Genomic DNA, 3,441 nt, shown 5'->3' with positions numbered 1-3,441 from the left:
CGTCTAGATGGGCTTTTTCCCCTTCTGAATTCACTATTTCGGTTGCGCAGATATGCGCATGCCACCACTCGTCGGTGTAGGGCTTGAACACGATATCGTTCCAGTCTCCCGTTGTCCCCACAGGTATAGAATCGTCATAACAGTTTACTGGAAAAAAAATATATGAATAAACACCTTTATCTTCCCACGCGTCACAAGTGGCCTCCAGATTAAGAAAAATATTCCAAAATTTCCCAATTATCGCTTTGTTTCCGGAAGCAAGCGCTACCGCGCTTCTTAGCTCTTCTTCAGTTGAAACTTCGCACGGTTTGTTCCACCAACCCTCATATATTTTTCGCTGATTCAGGTGATGTTTTAATATGCTTGCGTATACGGTCGGTAAAAATTCCTTCTGAGGACAGACATTTTTCCCCCATTTAGGATTGTATGTATCTTCATCGTAATCGATGCTATGCTGCACAAAAGGCGTATCACAGCTTATTTTAGTCGGGTCGATGTCGGACGTGATAAGGTCGAAACCATCAAGTTGTTCTTTTATCATTTCCTTCATACTGTAGCTGTCATTTGGCGTTTCTTTAAACTTTTCTCGGTTCTCGTATATTTTCTCGTAGACAGACCAATGAGTTAGTAATTCAGCTTTCGAATAAACCACGCTCGGCACCAGCATAGTTGCCAAAACAACCAATATTATATTTTTAAATTTGACCATAAAAGATGCCCTCGGTGGGTATAACAGCAACTTGCGTGCCAAAATTGGACTGGGGATGTAATAGATATCGTGTATCTAAATACCCCAAGAATTTCATCATGTTCTTCAAAACACGACGGACATACCAACAACGCCGGACGTACGGCTTACACCCACTTTCGGGTACTTTTGACCTCACACAATGGACTATTCTCCCGAGGCTGTTGATTTTTTACGTGTTGATTTTTTACGTCATTACCAGCGAAAGCGGGAATCTTGAGCGGTTAAATACGTGAGATCCCCGTTCTCACTGGGATGACAGGCCGATTTCTCTACAAAATCAACAGTCTCTCGCCCAACTCTCAAAAAGATAATAAATACCCACCCGTCTAAATATCCACTCATTAATAAGATTAATGATTTTACACTGTTATATAATAGTACCAATGTGATGGGTGTTTTTTTACCCGTCTGAAGCTTATCTCGTTCAAAATAAGATTTATATTTCAAATAGTTAACCGCATTTTATTTGGCATGTTTTTTGCTATTGTAGAAAGTTGAGGTCTTAAAAATGGAACCCAAAATAAATAAACTCATCATTACGCGACGAATAGTGCTGGCGTTGGGTATCGCGGCCACCCTCTCTTTGACAGGTTGTTTGACCGGAATAGACCCGCTCAGCCTTTCAAGTTCAACCGTCAGCGATAGCGGTGGCTCTCCATACACCATAACCGGGAGCGTTAGTTTGCCCGCCTCGGCCGGCGCAAGCTTATCAAAATCCGTCCAAAAGGTCTCTCTTGCAAGCGAAGCCGGTGCGGGACTTACATGCACGCTCCACGACGCGGCCACATGGACTGCCTTGGAAACCGCCGAGACTGATGCTGACGGAAACTATTCGCTAACCCACGAAGGAAGCAGCTATGCAACCCCTTCCCTGCTCTGCGTAAAATGCGCCGACTCGGCCGGAACGGTGGCCCTTCTTGATTGCGCAAGATCGACCTTTACGGCGGATAGCGCAACGGAAACGCGCGGCGAAATGAATGCCGAAAAAACGCTTGCGTCCTACGACGCCCTGAAAAAACTGGGTTGCTCTCCGGATACCGCGTGCGCCGATAACAGCGATTTTGACATCAACTGTTTCCGCAGTTTGAAGGAATCCACCTACGATAATTGCAAGAACAACACAACGTGGGCGGGAGTTCAGGACAGCGTCTGCAACACATGGTTAAGCGCGATATCCTACATGACGGCAAGAGAGGCGCCGCCCGCAGAGAAGCAACCTCTTGAGTGGGTAGGAGAGATCAAGAACGACGAGGTTGCCGCGGAGTATATGGGCGACGTATGCGACAAGTTCGCCCAGCTCAACACCGCAAGCGACAGCGCAACGTGTCAGTCATCTTTTAGCGCGTGGCAGGGAAAAGATCTGGACGTCAGCAATGTTTACTATCAGAACTACGCCTACACCCCCACGGCCGTTCCCCTGAATCTTGCATCCGGCAAGGCCGCCAGCTCGGCAGATACCAGCTGTGCCTACGTTTCCGAAAGCGAGTATAGGGATACCGTTTCGGGTTATCTGGCTTCGTTCACAAATGACGAATTCGATGCTATTACGGCCGATGCCGACATGATGCGCGTTGGAATAGACATGATCAATAATTGCCGCCAGGATGCGGGAATCGCTTCGAAGATGTCTCAACTCCCCGGCATTTATTCCGGATTCATGGCGCAAATGTCCGGGAGCGGCTCCGCCAAGGACAACTACGCGTCCGCGTTGTGCGTGATGCTTTCCGAACTCGGGGACGATGAGGCCGCGGCTATCGAGGCAAGGGATGAAACGGAAAAACGCACCGAGTCGAGAAACAACGGTAGCGCCAACTACCTGATGATAGACGAATTCGGCGCCGATGCGATAATTGACAGCGAAGATCTGGCATCATTCATGCAGGATTGCTCTTATTACGTCGTTTCCAGTTACGGGCTGTTTCCTTCCATTAGGGCGTGCGGCGGAACGGACCAGGCAAATTATGTGAGCGGATATAAGGCGGAGGCAAAAGACTCCAACCATGATTTCGACAAAAGAATCCGCGCGGGAGGAAGCGGCGTCTTTGAGCTAACCTATCAGGTGGACGGCGGCGCTACGACCAGCGTGACCCAAGATACGTCCGCGTACGCTGTGGGCGGGTATTATGCAGCTGATACGGACATGTCGAATCAGGTAAACACCTATTTGACGGACATCTTCTTTCCCTCCGGAAAAAATATAATTTGGGCGTATACGAGAAATTCGGGCGACGAGACCAGCGCCCTGTCGTATCAGTTCATATCGTGGACTCCCGACTCGTCCGGCATAGGAACGTTCGAAGGGAACGTCATGCTCTGGGATCAGGAAACGGATAAATTCTATGGAGCGGATGCGCACTATAGTCCCGTAACTGATGTGAGCGCTTCTATCACGGTAGATGAATACAGTTCGGACAGATGGCACGGCACATTTACGGCAACTACTCTCAGAGGTGCTGAGTGGAACGCCCGCACAAGATACGCAATAACTGGAGAGTTCGATCTGCAACCGACCTATGCGTTTGAAACACGTTACGAAAGTTTGGATCTTTCGGGCGGTCCCGGTGTGTGCAACGATTCATTTGTAGAAGCTGCCGCGCCCGGCCCGCCGAACACGGCGTGTCCCGCTATTTTGGACCAAACAACGTGCGACAACACATATTCGCAGAACATCAGCACCGAAGTTTATTTTA

General features: G+C 48.7%; 1 protein-coding gene and 1 pseudogene (1 of these 2 only partly in view). One reads left to right on the top strand and one right to left on the bottom strand.

Annotation, left to right across the window (positions count from 1 at the left end; translation table 11 throughout):
* Positions 1 to 709 (bottom strand): annotated as a pseudogene (locus COV46_00010) (hypothetical protein) (it extends 616 nt beyond the left edge of the window).
* Positions 710 to 1,259: 550 nt separating this feature from the next.
* Here COV46_00010 and COV46_00005 point away from each other — a divergent pair.
* Positions 1,260 to 3,441: hypothetical protein (locus tag COV46_00005; protein PIR18448.1), on the top strand; the 2,182-nt coding region annotated here is incomplete at its 3' end.

It is taken from the genome of Deltaproteobacteria bacterium CG11_big_fil_rev_8_21_14_0_20_49_13 (assembly GCA_002796305.1).
In the GTDB taxonomy this organism is placed as follows: Bacteria; UBA10199; UBA10199.
Note: the sequence above shows the minus strand (reverse complement) of the source record. Positions and strands in the feature narration are given on the sequence as shown.